Source organism: Patulibacter sp. SYSU D01012, assembly GCF_017916475.1.
Classification (GTDB): Bacteria; Actinomycetota; Thermoleophilia; order Solirubrobacterales; family Solirubrobacteraceae; genus Patulibacter.
Genome location: NZ_JAFMTB010000002.1, coordinates 175,449 through 199,551 on the forward strand (window position 1 = coordinate 175,449; position 24,103 = coordinate 199,551).

Genomic DNA, 24,103 nt, shown 5'->3' on the forward strand with positions numbered 1-24,103 from the left:
GCGCCTCAGCTCAGGTGGTGGACGGGCTGCAGGCCGTAGACGGGGGTGTCGAGCCCCTCGTACCGCGCCTTGAGCTGCAGGGCCAGGTACAGCGAGTAGTGGCGCGACTGGTGCAGGTTGCCGCCGTGGAACCACAGGCCCGGCTGCTGCGTGGGCTTCCACATGTTGCGCTGCTCGCCCTCCCACGGACCGGGGTCCTTCGTGGTGTCGGAGCCCAGGCCCCAGACCTTGCCGACCTTGTCCGCGACCTCCTGCGAGATCAGGTCGGCGGCCCACCCGTTCATCGAGCCGTACCCCGTCGCGTAGACGACCAGGTCGGCGGGCAGCTCCGTGCCGTCCTCGAGCACGACGGCGTCCTCCGTCAGCCGGGCGACCTGCCCGTGCGCCAGGTGGACCTCGCCGTCCGCGACGAGCTCGGCCGCGCCGACGTCGATGTAGTAGCCGGACCCGCGGCGCAGGTACTTCATGAACAGGCCGGAGCCGTCGTCGCCCCAGTCGTGGCGGAAGCCCGCGGCCTCGAGCCGCGCGTAGAAGTCGGCGTCCCGCTCCGCCATCCGCTCGTACAGGGGGATCTGGAACTCGTGCATGATCCGGTACGGCAGCGACGCGAAGATCAGGTCCGCCTTCTCCGTCGTCACGCCGGCCGCGAGGGCCCGCTCGGAGTACAGGTCGCCTAGGCCGATGTCCATGAGCGACTGCGACTTGACGATGTGCGTCGACGAGCGCTGCACCATCGTCACGTCGGCGCCGACCTCCCACAGCGCGCCGCAGATGTCGAACGCGGAGTTGTTCGAGCCGATCACCACGCACCGCTTGCCGGCGTACGCGTCGGGACCGGGGTGCGCGGACGAGTGGTGCTGGTCGCCGCGGAAGAGGTCGCGGCCGGGCAGCTCGGGCACGTTCGGCTTGCCGGACATGCCCGTGGCGAGCACGAGCTGCCGGGGCCGCAGCGTCAGCGGGCGGCCGTCGCGCTCGAGCTCGACCGTCCACTCCTCGGTCGCCTCGTCGTAGCGGGCGCTCGTCACCGTGGTGGAGCTCCAGTACGGCACCTCCATGACCCGCGTGTACATCTCGAGCCAGTCGCCGATCTTGTCCTTCGGCGCGAACACGGGCCACGTGTCGGGGAACTTCAGGTACGGCAGGTGGTCGTACCAGACGGGGTCGTGCAGGCAGAGCGACTTGTACCGGCCGCGCCACTGGTCGCCCGGGCGCGGGTGCTTGTCGACGACGATCGCGGGCACGCCGAGCTGCCGCAGGCGCGCGCCCAGGGCGATGCCGCCCTGGCCGCCGCCGACGATCAGCACCTCGGGCTGCGTCTCGTACCCCAGCTCGCGCTCCTCGCGCTCGCGCCGCTCGCTCCACGTCTCGCGGTCGCGGCGCGCGCCGTGCTCGGCGCCCATCGGGCGGCGCTCGCCGCGCGGCTCCTCGTGCCCCTTCAGCTCCTGCAGCGTGGTGAGCAGCGTCCACGCGCGGCCGTCCTTCAGCCGCAGGTGGCCCTTCCCCCGCCCCGTCGCGGTCTCGAACGCGATCCAGGCCTCCGTCACGCCGTCCGCCTCGGCCGGCGGCTCCGTCGTCCGGAAGCCGCGCGGGCGGGCGGTGGCGAGGGTCGCGTCGAGGAGGTCGGTCACCCCCTCGCGGCCCTCGACCGTCTTCAGGTTCCACGTCAGGGCGACGAGGTCGCGCCAGAAGCAGGTGGTCAGGAACAGGTCGGCGGCGGCCGCGGCGTCCTCGCGCTCGAGGGCGGCGTTGAAGGCGTCGAGCCAGTCCTGGACCTGCTCGGCGGCGGTCCGGGCTTCGGGGCGGGTCAGGGTCTCGGGCGGGTGCATCGGGTCCTCCTCGGCTGGTGTGAGGCGATGCTGCCCGCGGACCGCCGCGCCTGCAGGACGCGCCGCGCAACGTTGGTGCAACGCGCCGGCGACTTCCGCGTCCGACGCCGGTCCTCGCCCGCGAGGACGCGTCCGGGCTGGGCGACGAGCACGCGAACGCGCTCGTCGCCCGCGTGCGCCGGGAAGGGCGCTGACGGACCGTGCGGCTCAGGCCGCCCCGACGGCCTGCTCGCCGCGCCGCACCACGCGGACGACGAGCGCCAGGCAGGCGAGCGCCGTCGTGGCCCCCAGGCCCACGTCGATGCTGAGCACGCCGCGGTCGGACCAGTACACGTCGCTCAGCTCGATGAGGAGCGCCGTCTCGTCCACGACGAGCGCGGCGCCGACGCCGAACGGCACGGCCAGCCACGCGTCGAGCGTCTCGTGCCGCATCCCGATCGACGCGCCGCCCGCCAGCAGCGCGAGCAGGATGCCGGGCACGAAGTGGTGGATGTGGCGGTCGCCGACGCGGACGTTGCGCGCGGGCCCGACGCCGCGACGGATGGAGTGCGTGACCGCCCGCGCCGCCGCGAACGTGGCGCCGAACGACAGGAACAGGTGCAGGAGCGCCGTCTCGTTCGCCGTCGCGGCGCGGTGCCCGGCGACGAGCACGTGCATGGTCTCGCGGGCGGTCTCGGCGATGGCCGGCGGCGCGCCGTCCGCGGCTGCCGCCGGCGCGTCGTCGGCGCGTGCGGCCGCGCGCCACCGCGACCGCAGGTGCGCCGCCTCGGCCGCGACGACGGCGACCGTCGCGAGCCCGGCGGCGACGGCGAGCCCGCGGGTGCGGACGGACGGGCGGCGCGGACGGCGACGGAGCAGCATCGGCCCGACCGTACCCACGGCGGCCCCGGCGCATCCGGGGCGCCGCCGGATCGGAGCTGGCGGAGCGGGGCGACGGGCGCGGGCTCAGGGCGCGGACGACGCCGCTGCGGCCTCCGCGGACGGGCGGGCAGGCATCGGGACGGCCCCCGGCCGGAGGGCGACCAGGGCGACGGCGGCCACCGCGGTGCCGGCGAGCGCCACGACCGCCAGCGCGTCGCCCGTCGCGGCCGCCGGCCCGGCGTCCGCGCGCGCGCCCAGGACCGTGGCCGCCGCGGCGATCGCCACGGAGCCGCCGATCTGCCGGAGCAGGAGCAGGGCGCCGATGGCGCCCCCGACCTGCTCCGGCGGCAGCGCCATCCGCAGCCCGATCTGCAGGCCCGACAGCGTCGGTCCGATCCCGGCGCCGAGCAGCGCCATGCACGCGAGCAGCTGCCAGCGCGGCGTGCCGGCGCCGAACGTCGCGAAGCCCGCCCCGCCGACGCCCGCCACGGCGCACGCGACCAGGAGCGGGCCGCGGAGCGACCGGGCGCGCAGCATGGCGACCGGCCCGACGTTGACCGCGACGAGCAGCCCGAGCAGCAGCGGGTAGACCAGGACGCCGGAGTGGGTGGCGCTGGCTCCCTCGGCGTCCTGCAGGTACCGCGGCAGCAGCAGCACGCCGGCGAACAGCCCGAACGTCGAGGTCGCGCCGGCGATCAGCATGGCCGCCGTCCGCCGGTCCGCGAACAGCGCCGGCGGCAGGACCGGTGCCGCGGCGCGCCGCTCGACCGCCACGAAGGCCGCCGCCAGCGCGAGGCCCGCGAGCAGCAGGCCGCCGGTGCCGGGCTGCGCCCACGCCGCCCACGCGTCCTCGCCCGGGCCGGCGGTCGCGCGCTCGCTCAGCCCGACGAGCGCGAGGGCGACCGCCCCCGTGAGCAGCGCGATGCCCGCGACGTCGAGCGGCCGACGCCGGTCCTCGCTGCGCCCCACCGCGGCGGGCAGGGCGGTCGCGACGGCGGCGAGGGCGAGCAGCCCGACGGGGACGTTGACGAGGAACACCCACCGCCAGCCCACGTGGTCCGTCAGCGCCCCGCCGACGAGCGGCCCGAGCAGGAACGCCACGCCCATGAGCCCGGCGAGCGCCCCCTGCAGCGCGGCGCTGCGGCGCCCGGCGTACAGATCCGCGACGAGGATGAAGCTGAGGCTCTCGAGGGCGCCGGCGCCGAAGCCCTGCAGCGCGCGCCACGCGACGAGCTGCCCCATCGACCCCGCCGACGCGCACAGCGCCGACCCGAGCACGAACAGCGCCATCCCGACGAGCAGCAGCGCCCGGCGGCCGTGGCGGTCCGAGAGCCGGGCGTAGACGGGGATCGAGACCGTGGCGGTGACGAGGTAGGCCGTGATCGCCCAGGCGTAGAGGCCGCCGCCGTCGAGCGCGCCGACGATCGCCGGCAGCGCCGTGCCGACGACCGACTGGTCGAGCATCGCGAGCAGGAGCCCCGACATGACGGCCGCGAGCACCAGCCGTTGTCGCGCCGGGCTCAACGCGGGCGGCGATGGGTGCGGCGGAGCGGACGCGACGTTCATATATCGAACCATACATGTCGAATTGGACATGTCGAACTCGGACTACACTTGGGCGATGTCGCTCGCGCACGCGCTCCTCGGGCTGCTGGCCGATCACCCGGGCACGGGCTACGAGCTGCGGCAGCGCTTCGAGGTGTCGTTGCGCAGCGCCTGGTACGCCAGCCACTCGCAGATCTACCCCGAGCTGGCGCGGCTCGAGGCGCGCGGGCTGGTCGAGGTCGTCGCGCGGGGCGCCCGCGGCAGCAAGACCTGGGCCGTCACCGACGCCGGACGCGACGAGCTGCGACGGTGGCTCGTCGAGACCGAGCCCAACCGCGACGTCCGCAACGAGCCGGGGCTCCGCGCGTTCCTCGTCTTCCTCCTCGACGCCGCGGACCGGCGGCGCGTGCTGCAGGCGGAGCTGGAGGAGGTCCGGGGCCGCCTGGCGTCGCTCGACGAGATCGCCGCCCGCCTCGACGGCCTGGATCGCCCGGCCACGTTCGCGCCGGTCGTCGACCTGGGCCAGCGCGTGGACGCGGTGGTCGAGGCGTGGCTGCGCGAGCAGCTCGCCGCGGCGGACGAGGGCTGACGGGCTACGGCACCCAGGGCGAGTCCGTCACCCCGAACGCCGCCGCGACCTGGCGCAGCTCGTCGTCCGTGAGGCCCTCGCCGTGTCCGCCGGACATCAGGTCCAGGTGCTCGTACCGGGCGCCGGTCTCGACGTACTCGATGCGGTCCACGGCCCGGGTCACCGACAGGTCGGAGCGGGCCATGACGCCGTGCTTGCTCCAGAGGACGACCTCGAAGGCGCGCAGCCCCGCGACGTTCGCCTCCATCAGGGCGGGCGATCCGGGGACCATGAACTCCAGGACGCCGACGCCGCCCGGCACCGCGACGATCAGCTCGGGCTCCCAGCGCAGGATCCGCCGGTTCATCGCGGCGGTGTCGCGGTAGGCGGCCAGGTGGCTCAGGTACGTCAGGTGCGGCGGCTGCGCGTGGACGACGGCGTGGAAGGGCAGGTCGCGCGCCGCCACCTGGTCCTGGTGGACGGCCAGGTGCGAGTTCAGCTCGCTCGTCAGGCGCTCGAACAGCCGGCTCGGGTGGGTGTGCAGGGTGCCGGTCCGGCCCCCGTCGTGCACGCGCACGGCACCGACGTTGGCGAGCGGGTCCGCCGCGATCTGCCGCAGCCGGCGGCCGGAGCCCGTCGCCAGGACCGTGCGCCCGGCGAGCGCCGGCACGGGCACCGGCAGCGCGATCTCCTCGGTCAGCGGGAAGCGGCGCCGCAGCTCGACGTCCCAGCCGACGAAGACCGAGATGTTGCCGGCGCCGGCCTCGCTGGCGTCGATGCCGCACAGCCGGCTGCCGCCCTCCCCCATGCTGGCCAGCAGCTCGTCGAGGTCGGGGTACGGCGCCTGGATGCCCATCGTGGTCGCGACGATAGCCGCCGCGTCCCCGCCGGTCGACGCCCTCCCGGCGGGTCTGCGGGCCGCTCGCGCACGACTGCGGGAAGTCCGCGCGAGCGCCGCGGGCGGGCCCGCGTGCACGCCCGTGCCGGGCCGCACGCGGGCGCTTCCCGCGCGGTCAGCGCTCCAGGCGGAACGTGCCGACGAGCCGCTCCAGCTCGTCCGCCGTCGCGGCGAGCTCCTGCGCGGACGCGGCGATCTCCTCGGTCGACGCGCTCGTCTCCTGGGTGGACGCGGAGACCTGCTGCGCCGACGCCGCCGAGTCCTGCGCGACCGACGCGACGCCGCCGATCTCGCCCGTGGCGCGCCGCGTGCCGTCGGCCACGCGGCCGATCGCGGCGGTGATGTCGGCGACCCGGTCGGTGACGTCGCCGACGGCGACGTCGATCCGCTCGAAGGCCGCGCGGGTCTGGGCGACGACCTCCACGCCCTGCGCCGTGCGATCGACGCTGGCCCGGATGACGCCCGCCACGCGGCCGGTGTCCTGCTGCATCGTCGCGATCAGCTCCGAGATCTCCGCGGCCGCCTGCTGGGACTCCTCGGCCAGCTTGCGGACCTCGTCGGCGACGACCGCGAAGCCGCGGCCCTGCTCGCCGGCGCGGGCCGCCTCGATCGCGGCGTTGAGCGCCAGCAGGTTCGTCTGCTCCGAGATCCCGGTGATCGTCCCGACGATCCCGCCGATCCGCTCCGACTTCTCGGACAGCTCGGCCATCGCCGCGCCGACCTCCTCCGACGAGCCCGCCACCAGCCGCATCGCCTCGGTCGCCTGCTCGGCGGCCCCCACGCCCTCGCGCACGATGCCGCGGGCGTCCTGTGCGGCGGCGGACGTGTCGCGGGCCGACTCCGCGCCCTCCTCGGCGGCGCGGGCGGCCTCCCGGACGGCGGACTGCGTGGACTCCACCATGGTCACCTGGCGCTCGGCGCCCATCGCGACCTCGGTCGTGGCGGTCGCGATCTCCTCGACGGCCTTGCCCGTCTCGGTCGCCGTCGACGCCATCTGCGCCGACGCCGCCGACACGGACCCGGCGGAGCGGGAGACCTGACCGACGGTCTCGCGCAGGTCACCGACCAGCTTGCGGAACGCCCGGCCCAGCAGGTCGCGGTCGGACCGCGGCTCCACCTCGACGGTCAGGTCGCCGGCCGCCACCCGCTCGGCCGCGTCCGCCTTCTCCCGCAGGTAGTCGACCGTGTGGCCGAACGCCGTGCCCATGCGGCCGATCTCGTCCTCGCCCGCCGCGTCGAGGGCGACGTCGACATCGCCCTGCGAGACGCGCTCGGCGGCGTCGGTCAGGCGGGTGATGGGCCGCGTCAGGCGCCGCGCGAGGAGCACGACGACGCCCGCGAGCGCGAGCAGCAGCACCAGGCCGGTCAGCAGCATGGCGGTGCGCAGGCGGTGCACGGGCGCGAGCACCTCGTCCATCGGCGCGGCCGCGACGTAGGCCCAGCGCCCCGACGCCACGGGCGCCCAGCTCAGGACGGTCCGGTCGCCGGAGAACGGGTCGGTCGTCTCGGCCTGCCCGCCGCGGCCGGCGGCCACGTCGCGGGCGATGCGCGCCAGGACGGCGTCGCCCCGCTTCTGCGCGAGCGTGCCGAGCTTCGTCCCCAGCAGCTTCCGCTGCGGCGCGGCGACGAAGATGCCGGTGCGGCTGACGAGCATGCCGTAGCCCGTGTCGAGGATCTTCTCGCGGCGCACCTGTCCGTCGATCGAGGCCAGCGTGCGGTCGATGCCGGCGATGCCGACGAAGCGCCCGCCGCGGCGGATCGGCGCGGTGTAGCTCGTCATGAGCGTCTTGTTCTCGAGGTACGGCTCGATGACGGACGCCTGGCCGCTGCGCTTCGGCACCTCCCAGAACGGGTAGCCCTCGGAGTCGCCGAGCGGCTCGAGCTTCAGCTTGCCGCCGTGGACCGTGCTCCAGTAGTAGCCGAAGCGGCCCTTCTCGTCGCTGCTGCGCTCGTCGCGGTGGGCGGCGTCCGCGCCGTCGAAGCCGTTCGGGACGAACCCGATGTAGGTGCCGAGCAGCTCGGGGTTGCGCTGCTGGACGCGCAGGCCCAGGTCCACGACGCCCTCGCGGGTGCGGGCGACGTCGCTCTCCATCGCGGTCGCCATCGTGCGGGCGATCGTCAGGCCCCGCGCGGCGGACGCGTCGAAGGCGTTCGCGCGGCTCTGGGCCGTGCGGGCCATCTCGGCGAAGCGGGACTCTCGCTCCTGGCTCGTCGCCCGGGAGATCCCGAGCACGGTGAGGATCGCGACCGCGAGGACGATCGGGGGGAGCAGCAGCGCGAGCATCCTCGTGCGGAGGCTGCGGAAACGAAGACGGGGCATGGACACCTGGGGGTCGGAGGACGCGGGGGACGCACCCCGGGCCTTCGGCCGCGGCCCCCGGGCCCTTGAGCCGACCGGACGGACGGTGGGTGGAGCGGCGCCGGCGGTCTGGACGTCCGACCGACCGAAGCGCGCCCCGTCGTCCTCAGGCGGGGGCGCCCGCGCCCGCGATGCCGAGCTCGTCGGCGTGCGGCTCGAGCGCCGCGATCACCGCGGCGATCAGCGCGTCCTGCTCCACGCCGAGCTCCTCGGCACCCAGCGCGATGTCGCCGCGGTCGACGGCGGCGGCGAACGACGCCGTCTTCAGCTTCTTGCGGACGGACTTCGGCGTCAGGCCGTGGATGCCCTGCGGGCGCACCTTCGCGACGGCCATCACGAACCCGGAGAGCTCGTCGACGGCGAACAGCGACCGGGCGATGGGCGTCGCGCGCGGGACGCCCATGTACGCGGCGTGTCCCGCGATCGCGTCGCGCATCTCGACCGGCGCGTCGCGCCGCTCGAGCTCGGCGAGGAGGACGCCGGGTGGCCGGTCTCCGCGTCGGGGTGGCGCTCGTAGTCGGCGTCGTGCAGCAGGCCGGTGACGCCCCACAGCTCCTCGTCCTCGCCGGCGGCGCGCGCCTGCGCGCGCATGGACGCCTCGACCGCGAGGCAGTGGCGGCGCAACGACTCCTCCTGCACCCACGAGGTCAGCAGGTCCCAGGCTTCGTCACGGGGGATCGCACGCGGCATGCCTCATGGATACCGCATCGGGTTGCGTGCGGCCCCGGCGTCCTCGCGCCGGAGGGCCCGCCGCCCGACCCCGGTCGCGCGCCATAGTGGAGCGGTGACCGTCCCCGAGCCCGCGCGCCCCGACATCCGCGACCGCGACGACGTCGAGCGCCTCGTCCGGGCGTTCTACGAGCGCGCGCTCGTCGATCCGGTGATCGGGTTCCTGTTCGTGGACGTCGCCCGGCTGGACCTCGACGCCCACGTGCCCGTCATCACGTCCTTCTGGGCCACGATCCTGCTCGGCGAGGGCTCGTACCGCGGCGGGGCCTTCCGGCCGCACGCCGCGCTGAACGCCCAGGCGCGGCTGCGGCCGGGGCACTTCGCGCGCTGGCTGCTGCTGTGGCGTGCCACCGTCGACGAGCTCTTCGCCGGTCCGCGCGCCGAGCAGGCGAAGCACCACGCCGAGCGGGTCGCCCGCGCCTTCGACGGGCGGCTGCGCGGCATCGAGCCGCCGCTCGAGCCGGCGACGGGCCTGCAGATCAGCCTGCACCGCCCGCCGCGCGACTGACGCGGCGGCGCGCGACCCTAGGGCTCGCGCCCGTTCGGGCCGATGCGGTGCAGCGTGGCGCCCGGGTGCGCGGCGCCGTCGGGGGGCGGGCCCGTCACGGTGCCGCGGGCGCGCGCGCCGAACCGCGGATCGCCGCCGCGGCCCACGCGCTCGGGCTCCAGGTCCGGCAGGTCGCCGTACGCCTCGCGCTCGGCGGCGGCCAGCGCCTCCTGCTCCTCGCGCGCCTGCTGCTGCAGCAGCACGCCGGCGAGCAGCTCCGCGTCCTCGTCGCGGTACGGGCCCGCGAGGTCGCCCCGCAGGATCGCGAGCGCCACCTGGCACTTCGCGTCGACCATCTCGGCGTTCGGATGGTCGACCGGCAGCTCGCGGACCGACTGGTGCAGCATCACGCGGTCTGGCGAGCAGACCGCGACGACTTCTCCCTCGAGCTCGACGAAGATGACGTCGAGCGGGTTGGCGGCTGCGTCGTCGGTGTGGTTCATGAACGCGTTCCCCGAGGATCGGCGAAGTCGGCGTGTGGCCCCATTGTTACCGAGCCTGGTGGACGGACGGCGCACCGCTGTCCCGTCCCGGGCTCGGCTTCGGTGGCCGGACGGGGTTCCCTGTGCCCGTATCGCCCCACCCGAAACCCCCGACCCGCGGAGGGGCCGGCCCGCTCAGGCCCCCGGCGTGGGGCGCCCCGGCCACCAGCCCATGACGACGGAGGACCAGCGTCCGTCGCCCGTCGGGGCAGCGTAGTGCTCGCGCAGGACGCCCTCGACGACGAACCCGCGCGAGGCGTAGAGCGCGATCGCCGCCGCGTTGTGCTGCCACGCCTCGAGCGTCACCTTGGCGACGCGGTCGTCGGCCGCGGCCGCCGCGAGGACCGCGTCGAGGAGCCGGCTGCCGCCCCCGCGACCCCGGTGCGGCGCGGCGATCGCCATGCCGAGCGCGTGCGGACGGGCGCCGCCGCCGGCGGCGACGGAGGCGGTGCCGGCGATCTCCTCCCCCACCCGCAGCACGCAGGCGTGCGTGTCGTCCTCGGCGGCCTGACGCCGGAAGCGCTCCTCGAGCTGCTCGAGCGGCGTGCCGGCCGGGGTGGCGATCCAGCGCCGCTCGTCGGCGACGCTGCGCAGCACCCGCGCGCAGCCGGGCGCGTCCGCCTCGGTCAGACGGGAGACGGTCACGGGGCTGGCCATCCCGCGGTTCTACCGGTCCCGCCCGCGCCCCGGCGGCTCGAACGGCCGTCCACCGGGGACGCGTCGGGGAGGTGACGCCGGGTACGACCGCCGTCGAGCACCCTGCAGCCGCGGAGCGCGCCGGCCGATCGTCCTCGGCGACACCCATCCGCGGGCCCGCCCGCCAGACCCGAGCCCTTCATGCGCACCCTCCTCTCCCGGCTGCTGCTCGCCGCCGCGGTCCTCCTCTCCCTCGCGGCCGTCCCGGCCGTGGCCGGCGCCGCGAGCGTCGACGCCGCCGCGGCCCGCGTCGCCGCCGCCGACGACGCGCCCGACGCCGACGCCGGCCTGCGGGCCCGCACGCGGGCCTACGGGGCGCTGTGCCCGGGCGTCGCCGCCCGCCGCACGGCCGGCCGCCGCACGAGCGCCCTCGACGCGTGCACCGCGGCGATGGCCCGCATCGCCACCGGCGACGCGGACACCGCGCGCGACGCGTGCCGGAAGGTGCCGCGCAGCACCCCGGCCGCGAAGGGCGGGAAGGGCCACAAGGGCAAGCGGACGCGCAAGGCGCCGTCGCCGTACGCCGTCTGCCTGACGGGCGCCGAGGCGCTCGTCGCCGCCTACGACGCCCTCGACGCGGCGGACGACGCCGCCGACGACGAGGCCGACGACGACCTCGACGCGGTGGACGCCGGCGACGACGCCGACGTCTCCGACGACGATCCGGTCGCCGACGACGACGTGGCGGACGACCTCACGGACGACGCGCGCTGACGCGGGCCTCCGGTCGGCGACGCGCCCGCGGCGCCGACCGGGCCCTACGCGGCCTGCGGGACGTCCGCCTCGACCTGACGGTTCCAGTCCCCCTTCGACGACTGCCAGCCGTCCTCGTCGAGGGTGCGGCGCCAGTAGCCCGAGATCGACAGCCGCTCCCGCGGCACCCCGCGGTCCGCGAGCAGGTGGCGGCGGATGGCCCGCACCGCCGTCGCCTCGCCGTGGACGAACCCCTGCATCTCGCCGTCCGGGAACGCCAGGTCGCGCACGGCCGCGACGAGCCGGTCCTCGCCCTCCTGCGTGGTCACGTCGACGTGCAGCCACGTCAGGCGCAGGTCGCCGGGGGTCTCGAGCGGCTGCTCGTCCTCGGGGCCGTCGACCGCGACGATGGCGTGCACGAGCGCCCCGTCCGGCACGCGCGCGAGCGACGCGGCGATGGCCGGCAGCACGCAAGCGTCGCCGACCATCAGGTGCCAGTCGGCGGCGGGGTCGGGCGCGTACGCGCCGCCCGGGCCGAGGAGCTGGAGCACGTCGCCCGGGGCCGCCCGGGCCGCCCACGCCCCGGCGAGGCCGACGTCGCCGTGCGTGACGACGTCGAGCGTCAGCCGGCGCGCGTCCGGGTCCCAGGCGCGGACGGTGTAGGTGCGGGTCCGCGGCCACAGCGCGCGGGGATGCTCGTCGCGGACGGCGGTCATGTCGGCGTCCATGCCGTACGGCGCCTCCGCCGGCGGGAACAGGAGCTTGACGTAGTGGTCCGTGAACTCGCCGGCGACGAACCGCTCCAGCTCGGGCCCGCCGAGGACCACCCGCACCATGTGCGGCGTCAGGCGGACGACCTCCTCGACCTGGGTGCGGATGGGCCGCCGAACGGGGCGGCGGGACGGGGCGGGCGCGTCGGCCATGGGACTCCTTCGGACGGTCGGCGAGCGCCCGTCCGGACGCTCGCCGACGCGGACGTTAGGGTGACCTTACAGCAGACGGTCCCGCGGCTCGGGGGCGCGGCGGCGCGCGCCCGCGCCGCTGCGCCGATCGGCCGGCCACGCGCCGGGGCGGGCGGCGTGTGCCCGGGCGACGAACGGGTACGGGCCGCGCATGGCCCGACTGCACCTGCAAGACCGCGGCGTCCTCGTCACCGGGGCGGCCGGCGGGATCGGCTCGGCCGTCGCCCGGCGGCTCGTCGCGCTCGGCTCCCGGCCCGTCCTGATGGACCTGCCCGGCGAGCGGCTCGACCGAATCGCCGCCGAGCTCGGCGACCGGGCGGTGCCCGCCCCCGCGGACGTCCGCGACCGCCAGCAGGTCGTCGACGCGGTGGACCGGGCCGCGGACACGACGGGCGGGCTGATCGGCGGCGTGATCGGCGCGGGGCTCGTCCGGCCCGAGACCCTCGTGGCGCAGAGCGAGCAGGACGCCCGCATGGTCATCGACGTCAACTTCTACGGCACCCTCTGGTCCTTCCAGGCCGCGATGCCGCACATCGACCGCCTCGGCGGACACGCCCTGGCCATCTCCTCGATCGCCGGCATCGCGCCCATCCCGCTCTCGGGCGTGTATCCGCCCACGAAGGCGGCGATCGCCAACCTCGTCGCCACCGTGCGGACCGAGGCGATGAACCGGCCGACGAGCGCCGGGATCGTCTTCCTGGCCGCGGTCGACACGCCGATGAACCAGGACGTCAAGCGCGACCCGCGGGCGTCGCGCGCCATGGCGGGGTCGTTCCAGTTCCTGACGAAGCCGCTGACGTCGGAGGACGTCGCGCACCGCATCGTCCGCGGGCTGCAGCGCCGCGCCCGCACGATCACGGCCCCGCGCTGGCAGGCGCCGGCCGTGTGGCCCGAGACGCTCGTCCACGCCACCGCGGAGTGGTTCATGGGCCGGACGGCGCTGCGCAAGGAGCTGCCGGGCGGGTCCGAGGCCGACCGCGACATGGGCACGCGGGCGGAGCACACGCCCGCGAGCGAGAAGGGCTCGACCGAGGAGGTCGCCGCATGAGCCGCGTGGAGCTGCGGGGCAACGGCGTGCTCGTCGCCGGCGCGACGGGCGGGATCGGCAAGGTCGTCGCACGGCAGCTCGCCGAGCGCGGCGCGAAGGTCGCGCTGCTGGCGCGCCCGAGCGAGCGCCTGGAGCGGGCCGTCGCCGAGCTCGAGGGCTACGGCGCGATCGGCGTGCCGGCCGACATCACGGACCGGGGGCAGGTCGTCGACGCCGCGAACGAGGCGGCCGACCGGTTCGGCGGGCTCGTCGGCGTCGTCGCGGGCGCCGGCACGGTCATCCCCGACACGATCGGCGAGCAGCCCGAGGAGGACGCGCGCAAGGTCATCGACGTCAACCTGTACGGCACGCTCTGGACGATCCAGGCCACCCTCCCCCACGTCGACCGCACCGGCGGCCACCTGCTGGCCCTCGCCTCGATCTCGGGCATCACCCCCGTGCCCCTGACCGGCCTGTACTCCGCGTCGAAGGCGGCCGTCGGCGAGCTGATCGCGCAGCTGCGCATGGAGCTGATGCACCGCGAGACGACCGCCGGCGTGGTCTACCTGGGCATGGTCGACACGCAGATGTCGGCGGGGGTCAAGGAGGACCAGCGCGTCGACCGGGCGCTGTCGAGCACGCCGGGCGGCCTGACGAGGCCGCTGAAGGTCGAGGACGCCGCCAAGCGCGTGGTGCACGCGCTCGAACATCGGCAACGCGCGGTGGTCACGCCGGTCTGGCAGCTCCCGTTCGCGGCGCCGCAGCTCGGCATGCAGGCGCTCGTCGAGACGGGGATGCGGGCCACGGCCATCGCCCGCGAGCTGCCGGGGCGCAAGCAGCGCGCCCCCTTCGACGACGCCATCGAGCCCGACGACGACGACGGCGACCGCGACTGAGCGTCGTCGCCCTCCCTCCGCCGGAACGACGAACGCCGCCGCCCTGTCCCCGGGGCGGCGGCGTCGTTTGACTGCGGGAAGGTCTGCGTCGCCGGCGCGGACGCCGGCGACGGGGATCAGGCGCCGGTCGGGACGGAGATCTTCGCCACGCCGATGACCAGGCCGCCCTTCAGGGCGTCCGTGCCGAACGTCTGGTTCAGCAGGTCGGCGGCCTCCTGCTTGAGCTTCACCGTCGTGCCCTGCAGGATCGCGGTCTTGCCGCCCGACGCGGTGCGCAGCGGCTGCAGCGTGCGGCCGTCGAGGAAGAAGAGCGGCGCGGACTCGGCGGCGACCTCGCCGTCGACCGAGACCTTGCCGGTCAGGACGGACGCGCCCGGATCGATCTTGAAGTCCGTCAGCTCGACCTTCTTGCCGCCGCCGGTGAGCGACAGGCCGGAGCCGTCGTGGTCCAGCTCGCCCTGGACGAACGGCGAGACCGTGCCGGGCTTGTAGTAGGTCACGTTGCCGCCGGTGACGGGGAAGCTCGCGACGCCGGCGTCGCTGATCTTCGCGTCGCCGACGGGCGCCGGGGTCAGCTTCAGCGTGCCGAGCGCCTCGACGAAGCCCTTGTCGAGGGTGACCTGCGTCGTGCCGCCCGTGACGTCGTCGACCTGGGCGGCCGGCTTCGTGGCCTGCGTCTGCGTCGTGGCGGCGTCGTTCGCGGTGGACGACGTGTCGTCGTCGCTGCCGCAGGCGGTGACGCCCAGGGCCAGCACGCCGGTGACGGCGAAGGCGGGGATCGTGCGGAGGAGGCGGGTGCCGCGGGAGGTCGTCATGCCCGGTCATACGGCGCCTCTCGCGGATCGGATGCGTCGTCGCCCAAGAAGTCCTTCGTGCGCGCCCCTCCGGCCCGCAGGACGACCGGGAGGGACGTGCAGCACGGCGAACGCCGCGCCTCGCTCCCCCAGAACGGGGACGGGCCCCGGGCGCCGTGGCGCCCGGGGCCCGTCGGACCGCGGCGGCGGGCGGCGCTCCGTCGAGCGCCGCCGGTCCGTCAGTTGGTGGCGGTGCCGGCCTTCGGGCCGGACTCCGGCTTGTCGCCGGCGCCCGCGTCGGCCTTCGCCTTCGCGTCCTCCTGGGCGTTCGCCTCGGCGAGGGGCTTCGCCGGGCCGGCCTTCGGCTGGCGGTACTCGTCGCCGAACAGCGGCTGGTCCGCGAAGTCGTAGGGGATGCCCTCCTCCACGAACGTGTAGCGGCCCTTCAGGACCTTCTGGGCGAGCGCGTAGTTCGCGTCGTCCTCGTTGCCGCGCAGCTCGGCGAAGAGGTCCTTCGCGCGGCGACGGGCCTGCAGGCAGAAGAGGCCGGCGAGCTCGTCGATCTCGCGGGCCCGCTCCGGGTGCTGCTTCTTCTGCGTCTCGGCGTACGTGACGGCCGCCGCGATCGAGAAGAGCTCGGCGCCGATGTCGACGATGCGCCCCAGCACGTTGCCCTTGGCCTCGAGCTTGGCGCCGTAGCGGCCCATGGCGTAGAACGTCGTGCGGGCGAGCTTGCGCGAGTTGCGCTCGACGAAGCGCATGTGGGTCGCGAGCGCGCCGAACTCGTCGAACGAGCGCGGGTTCTGCCCCTCGCCGTGCGTCAGGTTCGGGAACCACTTCGCGTAGAACTTGCCGGCGCCGACGGCGAGCTTCGCCTTCTCGGACAGGCCGCCGTCGCCCTCGATGAGCTCGCCGGCGATCTGCAGGTGCTGGTCGACCGCCTCGCGGGCGATCTGCAGGTGCATGATCTCGGTGGAGCCCTCGAAGATGCGGTTGATGCGCATGTCGCGCAGCGCCCGCTCGACCGGGACCGGGCGCTCGCCGCGGGCCTGGAGGGACTCGGCGGTCTCGTAGCCGCGGCCGCCGCGGATCTGGACGAGCTCGTCCATGACCTTCCAGCCCAGCTCGGAGCCGACGAGCTTCGCCACCGCGGCCTCGATGCGGATGTCGGACCGCTTCGAGTCGGCCAGGCGACCCGTCACGTCGACGAGCGCCTCCAGGCCGAACGCCGTGGCGGTGATGAAGGCGACCTTCTGGGCGACCGGGTCGTGCTCGCCGACCGGCTTGCCCCACTGCACGCGCTCGGACGCGAACTCGCGGGCCATGCGGGCGGCCCACTTCGCCGAGCCGGCGCAGATCGCGGGCAGCGCCAGGCGGCCGGTGTTCAGGGTGGACAGGGCGATCTTCAGGCCCTGGCCCTCCTTGCCGATCAGGTTCTCCTTCGGGACGTAGACGTCCTCGAGGAGGGTCACCGAGTTCTCGATGCCGCGCAGGCCCATGAACTGGTTGCGGTGCTGGACCGTCACGCCCTCGGAGTCGTACTCCAGGACGAAGGCCGAGACGCCGCCGCGGTGGCCCTCGGACTTCGGCACGCGGGCCATGATCACGACGATGTCGGCGATCGCGCCGTTCGTCGCCCACAGCTTGCGGCCCGTGATGCGGTAGCCCTTGCCGTCCTCGGTCGGGACCGCGGCCGCGGCGACGCGCGCCGGGTCGGAGCCGACGTCCGGCTCGGTCAGCAGGAAGGCGGAGATGTGGTCCTTGGCGACCTTCGGCAGCCACTTCTGCTTCTGCTCCTCGGAGCCGAAGAGCATGAGCGGCTCGGCGACGCCGATGGACTGGTGCGCCGACAGGAGCGCGCCGAGGGAGCCGTGCCACGTGCCGATCATCGCCAGCGCGCGGTTGTAGTCGACCTGCGACAGGCCCAGGCCGCCGTACTTCGTCGGCACCTTCATGCCGAAGGCGCCGAGCGCCTTGAAGCCGTCGATGACCTCGTCCGGGATCTTCGCGTCCCGCTCGATCTGCATCGCGTCGACCTTCGTCTCCAGGAAGGTCTTCAGCTTCGCCAGGAAGGCCTCGCCCTTGGCGGCCTTCTCCGGGTCGTCCGCGGGCTGCGGGTGGATGAGGTCCGGGCGGAAGTCGCCCAGGTACAGCTCCTTGCCGAAGGACGGCAGGCGCCACTCGGTCTCGCGCGCCTCCTCGGCGAACTTGCGGGACTCGGCGCTGGTCGGTTCGGTGCTCACGGGTGGTGGCTCCAGGGTCCGGGGGCGGGGCTAGATTGACTGGTCAGTCAATCCGTTCTCCGGACACGGTAGCGCGCCCGGGCCCGGATGGCGAGCCCGGCCGGAGGCCGCGCACAGAGCCTCCGCGCCCGCCGTCCGTGCGGGGCGGCCCGGAGGCGCCCTCCCCCCGGCCGTCGGGGACGCCGGAACGACGACGGGCCGCCCCGGAGGGCGGCCCGTCGGTCGGACTGCGGTGCGTGCGGCGCGGGCCGCGACGGCTCAGCTCAGGCGGCGCGCGCCAAGGTAGTGCGAGCCCCAGTAGTCGTCGTCGATCTGGTGCTCCATGACGCCCTTCGTCGTCGCCGAGATCACGGTCGTCGCGCTCGTGGCGATGCCGACGTGCGACGCGCCCGGACCGGCGGTGTCGAAGAAGACGAGGTCGCCCGGCTGGATGGCGGCCTTCTCGACGGCGGTGCCCTCGCCGTACTGGTCGAAGCTCGTGCGCGGGAGCGTGATCCCGGCGGCCTTGAACGCGTAGACCATCAGGCCGGAGCAGTCGAAGCCGCTCGGCGTCGTGCCCGCGGACTGGTACGGCACGCCGATCTGGGCCCGGGCGGTGTCGATCGCGGTCTGCAGGGCGGCGGACGAGGCCGGGCCCGACGTCGTGCCGGTGCTGCCGGCCTCCTTCGCCTCGGGCGACGTGGAGCGGGCCAGCTTCTGCTCGATGGACGACGCGAACGACAGGCGCATCGCCTTCAGCGTCTGCAGGTTCGGGCGGCCCGTCGACTTCAGGGCGCGGCGCTTCTGGTACTTGCGGATGGCCCGGCGCGTCTGCAGGCCGACCTTGCCGTCGGGGCGCACGTGGACCTTGCGCTGCACGCGCTTGGTCTGCGTGCGCGTGAGCGTGACCGTCCGGGTCGGCGAGACCGCGGACGCCGCGCCCTCGCCGGTGCTGGCGGCCGCGTCGCTCGCGGGCGGCGCCGTCGTGGTGGTCGTGGCGCTCGTCGTCGAGGCGGCGGAGGTGCCGCCGGTCGGCACGTCCGCCTGGGCGGCGGACGCGGTGGCCAGCGTCAGGATCAGCGCGAGGGTTGCGCCGCGAGTGATGCGTTGCACGGGTGTCTGCTCTCTTTCGTCGGCCTGCGGGGTTAGCTGACGGGCTAGCGCGGAAAGAGCTGCGCTTCCGCCGCGTGGACGGCGAATTCGCCCCAGGTGGGGAGTGGGTCCCCCGCTCGCCGGACGGACTCCGGCGATTCGGCTCGGGGCAACCTAGCAGGGATTTCCCCGCGTGTGTCGACCCCCGGACGGGCACGGGTAACGTGGCCCCGATGCCGGTCCCGCCGCCCCCCGCCGACCTGACGACCATCGCGCACGCGCTCCAGGAGCGCCTCGGCCCGGCCCGCTGGTTCGACGCCCACACGCACATCGGCCAGCACGACCCGGACGGGATGACGGCCACGGCCGAGGAGATCCTCGCCGGCCTGGACCACGCCGGCCACGAGCGCGCGCTCACGTTCGCGATGCACGAGCCCGACGGCTACCGCCAGGCGAACGACGTCGTGCTCGAGGCGTCCCGCGCGTCGGACGGCCGCCTGCTGCCGCTCGCCCGCATCGCCCCCGGGGCCCCCGGCGCGCTCGAGGAGGCCCGCCGCTGCCTCGACGCCGGCGCCCTCGGCTTCAAGCTCCACCCGCGCAGCGACGCGTTCGCGCTCACCCACCCCGACGTCGACGCGGTCGTCGCCCTCGCCGCCGAGCGGCGCGGACCCGTCCTGTTCCACGCGGGCCGCGGCATCCCGCAGCTGTCCGAGGCCGCCGTCGCGCTCGCCGAGCGCCACCCCGGGGCGCGGCTCATCCTCGCCCACGCCGCCGTGTCGGACCTGGGGCTGCTCGCCGAGCCCGCCGCGCGGCTGCCCAACCTGTTCTTCGACACGTCCTGGTGGCACCCGTCCGACCTGCTCCAGCTGTTCGCGACGGTGCCGCCCGGCCAGATCCTCTACGCGAGCGACATGCCGTACGGCCCGGGGACGTTCAGCGCGTTCGCGTTCCTGCGCTGCTGCGCGGCGGTCGGCATCCCGGACGACGCGGTGCGCGAGATGGTCGGCGCGCAGCTGGACCGCGTCGTGACCGGCGCCGACCCCGTCGACCTGGGGCGCGCGGTCGGATCCGCGCGCCTCGGCGAGCGGTCGCTGCCGCTGGAGCGGGTCGCCTCGTACACCGCCGTGGCGATGCAGCTGGGCTACCGCGGCGTCGACGCGACGGAGGCCGTCGCGCTCGCGCGCTGCGGCGCGCAGACCACCGGGACCGGTCCCGAGGCCGAGCTGCTGCGGTACGTCGACGGCCTGCTCGCCCGCGCCGAGGAGCGCCTGGCCGCCGCGGCCGACGACGACGCCCCCGCGCGGATGGCCGCCGTCCTCGACGCCGTCGTCGCGGGCTTCCTGGCGGCGACGACGTCGGCGGGCGTGCCGCCGGTCGCCCTCTAGCCGCGCGTCGCGCACGAGGTGCGGTGGCCGGGCGCAGGCGGCGCCTGCCGTCCGGGCGCGGTCCGCGCCCCTACCGCGTCGTCGCCCGCCCGGCGCGCCGCGCCCGGCGCGTTTTCGCGGCAGGCCCGGCGGGGCAGAGGGAGCCCCGACGATGCCTCGCCTCCGCCGCGCCGACTGCTCCACCCCCGGGATCACGCGCGTGGGCGCCGGCAAGGGCTTCTTCTACCGCGACCCCGACGGCGCGAAGGTCACGGACGAGGCGACGCTCGAGCGGATCGCCGCGCTCGTCATCCCGCCGGCCTGGAAGGACGTCTGGATCTGCCCGTGGCCGAACGGCCACCTGCAGGCCACCGGCACGGACCAGGCCGGCCGCAAGCAGTACCTGTACCACGAGGCCTGGCGGGCCCAGCGCGACCGCGAGAAGTTCGAGCGCGTCCTCGAGTTCGCGGCGATGCTCCCCCGTCTGCGCGCCACCCTGCTCGAGCACCTGCGGCTGGACGGCCTGCCGCGTGAGCGCGCCCTGGCCTGCGCGGTGCGCCTGCTCGACCTCGGCTTCTTCCGCCTGGGCTCGGAGGACTACGCCGAGCAGAACGAGACCTACGGCGTGGCGACCCTGGAGCAGCGCCACGTGAAGATCGACGACGACCAGGTCGTCTTCGACTACACCGCCAAGCACGGCCAGCGCCGGATCCAGGTCATCGCCGACGACGAGGTGGTCGACGTCGTCGAGACGCTCAAGCGGCGCCGGGGCAGCAAGAACCGCCTGCTCGCCTACAAGGACGGCGGGCGCTGGCACGAGCTGCACCCCCACGACGTCAACGACTACCTGAAGGAGCACGCCGGGGAGTGCTCCGCGAAGGACTTCCGCACCTGGAACGGCACGGTCCTGGCCGCCATCGGGATCGCGGTGAAGGCCGACGACGCGGCGGGGTCCCGCAAGCGGCACGCGCAGGCGATCGTCGACACGGTGAAGGAGGTCGCGTACTTCCTCGGCAACACGCCGGCCGTCGCGCGCTCGTCCTACATCGACCCGCGCGTCTTCGACCGCTACGACTCGGGCTGGACGATCGCGGCCCGCGTGGACGAGCTCGGCGGCCCCGAGGCGTTCATCGACCCCGAGGGCCGCATCGCCCTGGAGGACGCGGTCCGCGACCTGCTGCGGGACGCCGGCGAGGAGTCGCCGGCGCTCGCGAAGGTCGAGGAGTAGCGCCTACGGCGCGGCGGGCGCGGCGGGCGCCGCCGGAGCAGGCGCCGCGCGCTTCACGACGAGCCACGTCAGCCAGATGCCGAGGGCGAAGAGCGGGATGCCCATGGCCACGCGCGCCACGCCGAGCGCGACGAGCGCGCCGGCCAGGTAGAGCGGCAGCTGCACCGCCAGGCGCAGCGCGAACAGGCCGACCCAGATCCAGCTGACGCGGGAGTACAGGCGGACCCTCGCCGGGTCCTTGCGCCAGCCGGTCGGATCGCCGGACAGGCTCTCGATCACCAGGCCCATCAGCGGCCAGCGGACGAGGATCGACACCAGGTAGGCGGCGGCGTAGGCGACGTTCGTCAGCAGCCCGGGCAGGAAGAAGTCCTCCGCCCGTCCGGTCCGCGAGACGATGAAGCCGGCCAGCGCGATGCCGACGAGCCCCGAGATCGCGAACTGCGGGGTCTGGCGCCGGAGCAGGCGCGCCGCGGTCAGGACGGCGCCCACGGCGACCGCGACGATCGCCGCGACCGTCGTGTCGCGGCCCCCGAGCGTGTAGACGCCGACGAAGAGCGCCGCCGGCAGGGCGGACTCCGCGATCCCGAGCGGCCCGCCGACGGCCTCGGCGATCGACGGCGGCGCGGCGGTCCCGTCGCGGCCGATGGCGGCGGCGGGGCCGTCGGGCGCGGCGGCGGGAGCCGCCGCGACGGCCTCGGGCTCCGGGGCGCGCGGAGGGGGGCTGGACGGCTCGGGCACGGGCGGCAAGCGTAGCGGTGCGGCCGCGGGCGCCGGGCCCGCCGGAGCGCCCGGCATACTTGCATGTCGCATCCGGTCCCCGGTCCGCCTGGGCCCGGACGCCGGCGCCCGTCCTCCCGCGGGCCGCCGCTCTCCCCTGCTCTCCCCTCCCTCCGGAGCCCCGCCCTCCATGAAGACGACGATCGCGCGCCGATCACACCCCAACCTGACCCTCGCCGTGCTCGTGCTCGGCGCGGTCTCCTACTCCCTCCTGCAGTCCCTCGTGGCGCCGGCGATGCCCGACATCGCGCGCGAGACCGGCGCGTCCGCGAGTGCGATCTCGTGGGTGCTGACCGGCTACCTGCTGGCCGCGTCGGTCGCCACGCCGATCCTCGGCCGCCTCGGCGACATCCACGGCAAGGAGCGGGTGCTGCTGGCCGTCCTGGTGGCGCTCGCCGCGGGCACCGTCGTGTGCGCGCTGGCGCCGTCCGTCGAGGTGCTCATCGTCGGCCGCGTGATCCAGGGCGCCGCCGGCGGCATCTTCCCGCTCGCCTTCGCGATCATCCGCGACGAGTTCCCGCGCGAGAAGGTCGCCGGGTCGATCGGCCTGATGTCCTCGCTGCTGGGCATCGGCGGCGGCGCCGGCGTCGTCCTGGCCGGCGTCATCGTCGACCACCTGTCCTACCACTGGCTCTTCTGGATCCCGCTGCCGGCGATCCTGCTCGCCGCGGTCGCGACGTACCGCTACATCCCCGAGTCGCCGATCACCGCGCCGGGCCGGATCAACTGGGCGGGCGGCGCCCTCCTGTCGCTCGGCCTGGTTCTCGTCCTCGTCGCCGTCAGCCAGGCGTCCGACTGGGGCTGGGGCTCGGGCCGCACGCTCGGCCTGCTGCTGGCGGGCCTCGTGGTGCTGGGCGGCTGGGTGCGCTCCGAGCTCGGGTCGAGCGACCCGCTGGTCGACATGCGGATGATGCGGATCCGCGGCGTGTGGACGACGAACGTCGCCGCGCTGCTCGTCGGCGTCGGCCTGTACACCTCGTTCATCCTGATCCCGCAGTTCGTGCAGGAGCCGGAGAGCACCGGGTACGGGTTCGGCGCGTCCGTCACCGCCGCCGGCGTGTTCCTGCTGCCCTCCACGATCACGATGCTCGCCGTCGGCCCCGCCGCGGGCTGGATCGAGCGGCGGTTCGGCGCGAAGGCGTCGCTCGTCGCCGGCTGCCTGTTCGCCGCGGCCTCGTACGCGCTGCTCGCGGTCGCGCACGGCGACCACTGGGAGGTCTACCTGGCCTCGGCGCTGCTCGGCGTCGGCATCGGGCTGTCGTTCGCGGCGCTGGCCAACCTGATCGTCGCGGCCGTCCGCCAGGACCAGACGGGCGTCGCGACGGGCATGAACACCGTCATGCGGACGGTCGGCGGCGCGGTCGGCGGCCAGGTGGCCGGCACGATGCTCGCCAGCGGCGTGGTCGCCGCCACCGGCCTGCCGAAGGAGACCGCCTTCACCGCCGCCTTCGCGATGGGGGCCGCGGCGCTCGTCGTCGGCGCCCTCGTCGCGCTGCTCATCCCGGGCCGCCCCGCCGGCGGCCGGGTGGCCGAGGCCGTCGCGCCGGAGGGCGCCGCCGCCTGAGGGCTACGGGCGCGACGCCGCGTCCAGCGCGGCCAGCTCGTCGTCGGCCAGCGTCAGGCGCACGCCCGTCAGCAGCGCGTCCAGCTGGCCGACCTCCCGCGCGCTGGCGATCGCGCCCGACACCGTCGGCTGCGCGACGAGCCAGGCGAGCGACACCGCGGTGACCGGCACGTCGTGCGCGGCGGCGACCTCGTCGAGGGCCGCCAGCACGCGCCGGCCGCGGTCGTCCAGGTACTTCGCGGCGCCCGCGGCGCGCGGGCTGGCGCCCGTGGCCTCGGCGTCGCGGTACTTGCCGGTCAGGAAGCCGCTCGCCAGGGCGTAGTACGGCAGGACCGCCAGGCCGTGGCGCTGCGCCACGTCGCGGAGGCCGCCGTCCTCGTAGCCGGCCCGCTCGACCAGGTTGAGGTGCGGCTGCAGCGCGACCCACGGCGCGAAGCCCTCGCGCTCCTGGATCGCGAGCGCCTCGGCCAGCCGCTCCGCGCTGTAGTTCGAGCCTGCGAGGTAGCGGACCTTGCCCGCCCGGACGAGCTCGTCGAACGCGCCGAGCGTCTCCTCGAGCGGGGTGTCCGGATCGTCGAAGTGCGCGTAGTACAGGTCGATGTGGTCGGAGCCCAGGCGCGCGAGCGACTCGTCGGCGGCGGCCAGCACGTTCTCGCGCGCCAGGCCTCTCCGGTCCGGCTTCGAGGACACCTTCGTCGCGATCACGACGTCGTCGCGCCGGCCGCGGCGGGCGAGCCACCGGCCGATGATCGCCTCGGACTCGCCGCCCGTGTGGCCGGGCACCCAGTGCGAGTAGCCGTCGGCCGTGTCGACGAAGTTGCCGCCGGCGTCCGCGTAGGCGTCGAGGACGGCGAAGGACGTCGCCTCGTCCGCCGTCCAGCCGAAGACGTTGCCGCCCAGGTTGAGCGGGTGGACGTCGAGATCGGTGCTGCCGAGTCGGGCCATGCGTCCGACGCTAGCAACGGCCCGTCGG

23 protein-coding genes and 1 riboswitch are annotated in these 24,103 nt (G+C 75.3%); of the genes, 8 read left to right on the forward strand and 15 right to left on the reverse strand.

The features are described 5' to 3' along the window. Positions 1 to 5: 5 nt before the first annotated feature. The 3 genes from J3P29_RS10265 to J3P29_RS10275 all read right to left on the reverse strand — a co-directional run bounded on the left by J3P29_RS10265 (position 6) and on the right by J3P29_RS10275 (position 4,187). The gene (locus J3P29_RS10265; protein WP_210493249.1) at positions 6 to 1,826 is read right to left on the reverse strand and encodes an NAD(P)/FAD-dependent oxidoreductase; all 1,821 of its coding nucleotides are present in this window, start codon (positions 1,824 to 1,826) and stop codon (positions 6 to 8) included. Between the two features lie 207 nt (positions 1,827 to 2,033). Further along, complete coding sequence (locus J3P29_RS10270; protein ID WP_210493250.1) at positions 2,034 to 2,687, reverse strand: hypothetical protein; 654 nt, start codon at positions 2,685 to 2,687, stop codon at positions 2,034 to 2,036. Between the two features lie 84 nt (positions 2,688 to 2,771). Further along, positions 2,772 to 4,187 (reverse strand): MFS transporter, encoded by a 1,416-nt coding sequence (locus J3P29_RS10275; RefSeq protein WP_210493251.1) that lies wholly within the window; start codon positions 4,185 to 4,187, stop codon positions 2,772 to 2,774. Positions 4,188 to 4,308: 121 nt separating this feature from the next. Here J3P29_RS10275 and J3P29_RS10280 point away from each other — a divergent pair, with 121 nt between their 5' ends. Further along, a complete protein-coding gene (locus J3P29_RS10280) occupies positions 4,309 to 4,821 on the forward strand; it encodes a PadR family transcriptional regulator (RefSeq protein ID WP_210493253.1) in 513 nt (170 codons plus the stop codon). Positions 4,822 to 4,825: 4 nt separating this feature from the next. Here J3P29_RS10280 and J3P29_RS10285 read toward each other — a convergent pair whose 3' ends face one another. The 4 genes from J3P29_RS10285 to J3P29_RS20730 form a co-directional block, all read right to left on the reverse strand. Then, positions 4,826 to 5,656, reverse strand: coding sequence for a class II aldolase/adducin family protein (locus J3P29_RS10285; protein ID WP_210493254.1), 831 nt, complete (start codon positions 5,654 to 5,656; stop codon positions 4,826 to 4,828). 157 nt (positions 5,657 to 5,813) lie between these two features. Further along, positions 5,814 to 7,982 carry a methyl-accepting chemotaxis protein gene (locus J3P29_RS10290; RefSeq protein WP_210493255.1) on the reverse strand — a complete coding sequence of 723 codons (2,169 nt, stop codon included), beginning with the start codon at positions 7,980 to 7,982 and terminating at the stop codon, positions 5,814 to 5,816. A 181-nt stretch (positions 7,983 to 8,163) separates the two neighbouring features. Further along, positions 8,164 to 8,493, reverse strand: coding sequence for a hypothetical protein (locus tag J3P29_RS19845; RefSeq protein WP_246851893.1), 330 nt, complete (start codon positions 8,491 to 8,493; stop codon positions 8,164 to 8,166). Next, complete coding sequence (locus tag J3P29_RS20730; protein ID WP_349239815.1) at positions 8,391 to 8,747, reverse strand: HD domain-containing protein; 357 nt, start codon at positions 8,745 to 8,747, stop codon at positions 8,391 to 8,393. Before J3P29_RS20730 ends, J3P29_RS19845 begins: the two co-directional genes overlap by 103 nt. Positions 8,748 to 8,841: 94 nt before the next feature. Between J3P29_RS20730 and J3P29_RS10300 the strand changes: the two genes are divergently transcribed. Further along, positions 8,842 to 9,294: a group III truncated hemoglobin gene (locus J3P29_RS10300; protein ID WP_210493257.1), complete on the forward strand. Its 453-nt coding sequence runs from the start codon at positions 8,842 to 8,844 to the stop codon at positions 9,292 to 9,294. A 17-nt stretch (positions 9,295 to 9,311) separates the two neighbouring features. Here J3P29_RS10300 and J3P29_RS10305 read toward each other — a convergent pair whose 3' ends face one another. Both J3P29_RS10305 and J3P29_RS10310 read right to left on the reverse strand, forming a co-directional pair. Continuing rightward, entirely contained in the window at positions 9,312 to 9,776 is a 465-nt protein-coding gene (locus J3P29_RS10305) for a hypothetical protein (protein ID WP_210493258.1), read from the reverse strand. Positions 9,777 to 9,950: 174 nt separating this feature from the next. Beyond that, entirely contained in the window at positions 9,951 to 10,472 is a 522-nt protein-coding gene (locus tag J3P29_RS10310) for a GNAT family N-acetyltransferase (protein ID WP_210493259.1), read from the reverse strand. Between the two features lie 180 nt (positions 10,473 to 10,652). Here J3P29_RS10310 and J3P29_RS10315 point away from each other — a divergent pair, with 180 nt between their 5' ends. Then, a complete protein-coding gene (locus tag J3P29_RS10315; RefSeq protein ID WP_210493260.1) occupies positions 10,653 to 11,225 on the forward strand; it encodes a hypothetical protein in 573 nt (190 codons plus the stop codon). A 44-nt stretch (positions 11,226 to 11,269) separates the two neighbouring features. On the opposite strand, the gene J3P29_RS10320 is transcribed toward J3P29_RS10315, so the two are convergent. Next, entirely contained in the window at positions 11,270 to 12,127 is an 858-nt protein-coding gene (locus tag J3P29_RS10320; RefSeq protein WP_210493261.1) for a siderophore-interacting protein, read from the reverse strand. Positions 12,128 to 12,317: 190 nt separating this feature from the next. Between J3P29_RS10320 and J3P29_RS10325 the strand changes: the two genes are divergently transcribed. Further along, positions 12,318 to 13,214, forward strand: a complete 897-nt coding sequence (locus J3P29_RS10325; protein ID WP_210493263.1) for an SDR family NAD(P)-dependent oxidoreductase — start codon at positions 12,318 to 12,320, stop codon at positions 13,212 to 13,214. After that, positions 13,211 to 14,089: an SDR family NAD(P)-dependent oxidoreductase gene (locus J3P29_RS10330; protein WP_210493265.1), complete on the forward strand. Its 879-nt coding sequence runs from the start codon at positions 13,211 to 13,213 to the stop codon at positions 14,087 to 14,089. Before J3P29_RS10325 ends, J3P29_RS10330 begins: the two co-directional genes overlap by 4 nt. A gap of 116 nt (positions 14,090 to 14,205) precedes the next feature. Here the strand turns inward: J3P29_RS10330 and J3P29_RS10335 are convergent, their stop codons facing one another. The 3 genes from J3P29_RS10335 to J3P29_RS20405 form a co-directional block, all read right to left on the reverse strand. Next, on the reverse strand, positions 14,206 to 14,904 hold the full coding sequence (locus J3P29_RS10335; RefSeq protein ID WP_210493266.1) for a hypothetical protein: 699 nt from the start codon (positions 14,902 to 14,904) through the stop codon (positions 14,206 to 14,208). Positions 14,905 to 15,122: 218 nt separating this feature from the next. Continuing rightward, positions 15,123 to 17,126 carry an acyl-CoA dehydrogenase family protein gene (locus J3P29_RS10340; RefSeq protein WP_210493268.1) on the reverse strand — a complete coding sequence of 668 codons (2,004 nt, stop codon included), beginning with the start codon at positions 17,124 to 17,126 and terminating at the stop codon, positions 15,123 to 15,125. A 258-nt stretch (positions 17,127 to 17,384) separates the two neighbouring features. Further along, the gene (locus tag J3P29_RS20405) at positions 17,385 to 18,218 is read right to left on the reverse strand and encodes an NlpC/P60 family protein (RefSeq protein ID WP_210493269.1); all 834 of its coding nucleotides are present in this window, start codon (positions 18,216 to 18,218) and stop codon (positions 17,385 to 17,387) included. 6 nt (positions 18,219 to 18,224) lie between these two features. Then, positions 18,225 to 18,372, reverse strand: a riboswitch (cyclic di-AMP (ydaO/yuaA leader). A 58-nt stretch (positions 18,373 to 18,430) separates the two neighbouring features. Here J3P29_RS20405 and J3P29_RS10350 point away from each other — a divergent pair. Beyond that, on the forward strand, positions 18,431 to 19,582 hold the full coding sequence (locus tag J3P29_RS10350) for an amidohydrolase family protein (protein WP_210493270.1): 1,152 nt from the start codon (positions 18,431 to 18,433) through the stop codon (positions 19,580 to 19,582). Between the two features lie 151 nt (positions 19,583 to 19,733). Next, positions 19,734 to 20,789, forward strand: coding sequence for a DNA topoisomerase IB (locus tag J3P29_RS10355; RefSeq protein ID WP_210493271.1), 1,056 nt, complete (start codon positions 19,734 to 19,736; stop codon positions 20,787 to 20,789). A 3-nt stretch (positions 20,790 to 20,792) separates the two neighbouring features. On the opposite strand, the gene J3P29_RS10360 is transcribed toward J3P29_RS10355, so the two are convergent. Then, positions 20,793 to 21,527 carry a DUF3159 domain-containing protein gene (locus J3P29_RS10360; protein ID WP_349239816.1) on the reverse strand — a complete coding sequence of 245 codons (735 nt, stop codon included), beginning with the start codon at positions 21,525 to 21,527 and terminating at the stop codon, positions 20,793 to 20,795. 169 nt (positions 21,528 to 21,696) lie between these two features. Here J3P29_RS10360 and J3P29_RS10365 point away from each other — a divergent pair, with 169 nt between their 5' ends. Beyond that, a complete protein-coding gene (locus J3P29_RS10365) occupies positions 21,697 to 23,130 on the forward strand; it encodes an MFS transporter (protein ID WP_210493274.1) in 1,434 nt (477 codons plus the stop codon). Between the two features lie 3 nt (positions 23,131 to 23,133). On the opposite strand, the gene J3P29_RS10370 is transcribed toward J3P29_RS10365, so the two are convergent. Continuing rightward, positions 23,134 to 24,075: an aldo/keto reductase gene (locus J3P29_RS10370; protein WP_210493275.1), complete on the reverse strand. Its 942-nt coding sequence runs from the start codon at positions 24,073 to 24,075 to the stop codon at positions 23,134 to 23,136. Positions 24,076 to 24,103 lie beyond the last annotated feature (28 nt).

Excerpts from the sequence above, each read along its gene's own strand:
- J3P29_RS10265 (WP_210493249.1), bottom strand. The coding sequence starts at position 1,826 with ATGCACCCGCCCGAGACCCTGACCCGCCCCGAAGCCCGGACCGCCGCC.
- J3P29_RS10270 (WP_210493250.1), bottom strand. The coding sequence starts at position 2,687 with ATGCTGCTCCGTCGCCGTCCGCGCCGCCCGTCCGTCCGCACCCGCGGG.
- J3P29_RS10280 (WP_210493253.1), top strand. The coding sequence starts at position 4,309 with ATGTCGCTCGCGCACGCGCTCCTCGGGCTGCTGGCCGATCACCCGGGC.
- J3P29_RS10285 (WP_210493254.1), bottom strand. The coding sequence starts at position 5,656 with ATGGGCATCCAGGCGCCGTACCCCGACCTCGACGAGCTGCTGGCCAGC.
- J3P29_RS10290 (WP_210493255.1), bottom strand. The coding sequence starts at position 7,982 with ATGCTCGCGCTGCTGCTCCCCCCGATCGTCCTCGCGGTCGCGATCCTC.
- J3P29_RS19845 (WP_246851893.1), bottom strand. The coding sequence starts at position 8,493 with ATGCGCGACGCGATCGCGGGACACGCCGCGTACATGGGCGTCCCGCGC.
- J3P29_RS20730 (WP_349239815.1), bottom strand. The coding sequence starts at position 8,747 with ATGCCGCGTGCGATCCCCCGTGACGAAGCCTGGGACCTGCTGACCTCG.
- J3P29_RS10305 (WP_210493258.1), bottom strand. The coding sequence starts at position 9,776 with ATGAACCACACCGACGACGCAGCCGCCAACCCGCTCGACGTCATCTTC.
- J3P29_RS10310 (WP_210493259.1), bottom strand. The coding sequence starts at position 10,472 with ATGGCCAGCCCCGTGACCGTCTCCCGTCTGACCGAGGCGGACGCGCCC.
- J3P29_RS10315 (WP_210493260.1), top strand. The coding sequence starts at position 10,653 with ATGCGCACCCTCCTCTCCCGGCTGCTGCTCGCCGCCGCGGTCCTCCTC.
- J3P29_RS10320 (WP_210493261.1), bottom strand. The coding sequence starts at position 12,127 with ATGGCCGACGCGCCCGCCCCGTCCCGCCGCCCCGTTCGGCGGCCCATC.
- J3P29_RS10325 (WP_210493263.1), top strand. The coding sequence starts at position 12,318 with ATGGCCCGACTGCACCTGCAAGACCGCGGCGTCCTCGTCACCGGGGCG.
- J3P29_RS10330 (WP_210493265.1), top strand. The coding sequence starts at position 13,211 with ATGAGCCGCGTGGAGCTGCGGGGCAACGGCGTGCTCGTCGCCGGCGCG.
- J3P29_RS10335 (WP_210493266.1), bottom strand. The coding sequence starts at position 14,904 with ATGACGACCTCCCGCGGCACCCGCCTCCTCCGCACGATCCCCGCCTTC.
- J3P29_RS10350 (WP_210493270.1), top strand. The coding sequence starts at position 18,431 with ATGCCGGTCCCGCCGCCCCCCGCCGACCTGACGACCATCGCGCACGCG.
- J3P29_RS10355 (WP_210493271.1), top strand. The coding sequence starts at position 19,734 with ATGCCTCGCCTCCGCCGCGCCGACTGCTCCACCCCCGGGATCACGCGC.
- J3P29_RS10365 (WP_210493274.1), top strand. The coding sequence starts at position 21,697 with ATGAAGACGACGATCGCGCGCCGATCACACCCCAACCTGACCCTCGCC.
- J3P29_RS10370 (WP_210493275.1), bottom strand. The coding sequence starts at position 24,075 with ATGGCCCGACTCGGCAGCACCGATCTCGACGTCCACCCGCTCAACCTG.